Consider the following 1,071-nt stretch of genomic DNA (forward strand, 5'->3'; position numbering starts at 1 on the left):
CGTCGGCTGGCAGCCCGCCGTCGGCAACGGCGGCACCGCCGGCACGACCGGCCAGGCCCGCGCCGTCGAGGCGATCGCCGCCGAGGTCTCCTCGCCGGTCTCCGGCGGCCTGTCCTACAGCGCCCACGTCTCGGGCGTCGGCTGGCAGGACGAGGTCTCGGGCGGCGCCGTGGCGGGCACCACCGGACAGGGCAGGGCGGTCGAGTGCGTGAAGATGCGCCTGACCGGCGACCTCTCCGAGTACTACGACGTGTGGTACCGCGCCTACGTGCAGGACTACGGCTGGCTCGGCTGGGCCAGCGACGGGGCCCGCGCCGGCACGACCGGCATCGGCTACCGCGTCGAGGCGCTCCAGGTCCGCATCCTCGCGAAGGGCTCGGCGGCACCGGGCCCCACGGAGGGCGCGTACAGAGACGTTGCTGATGAGAAAGTGATTGGCGTTCCGCGGATCAGACTCGTTACTTGGCTTACCCAACATCAATATGACGGCTACTACCTCGGGACTCCATATTCCACTGGATTCTCTATTCCTACCTGCACCTATCCCAATGGTGAGAGGCGTTGGGATGGATACTCTGGTATGAATTGCACCGGTTTTGTCGCCCACGCATGGTCGAAATGCGGCGGCAATCTTGCAGCGGTAGCCGCAAATAATAACCATTCTCCTTGGGCTGGAGGCCCCGGTGGCGGTAGCTATATCAATGCTTGGCGTTTTTACGGTTATGCGATTGATTCCGGCTCAAAGGTTTATGAGTTCAACAAGGTGCAGGATCTGCTGAATAGTGGGTTGGCAAGAAAGGGCGACGTCATATTCTTTAAGACTGCTCCTAACGTCGATTGCCATATCGGGTTTTTCTGGGGCGACAATCCCCGTGATAATAAGATGTGGCACTCCTCATCGCCCGCCAATCAGATTTCGTCTATCTACAACTATTCAAATCCGGCCGAGATCAATCAGCATGTTTGTCTGATTAAATAGCTGATGGTTAATTACCTTTATCGGCTTGGCCCCCGTCCCCCCCAATCTAGTAGACTCTAAACCGTTGCTAGATTAGGGGGATTTTCCATGAA

At 59.1% G+C, this 1,071-nt stretch carries 1 pseudogene; it reads left to right on the forward strand.

Annotation, left to right across the window (positions count from 1 at the left end):
* Nucleotides 1-979, forward strand: a pseudogene (locus I2G43_RS10535) (hypothetical protein); the annotation flags it as partial.
* Nucleotides 980-1,071 lie beyond the last annotated feature (92 nt).

This window comes from Collinsella aerofaciens (assembly GCF_015557435.1).
GTDB classification, from domain to species: Bacteria; Actinomycetota; Coriobacteriia; order Coriobacteriales; family Coriobacteriaceae; genus Collinsella; species Collinsella aerofaciens_Z.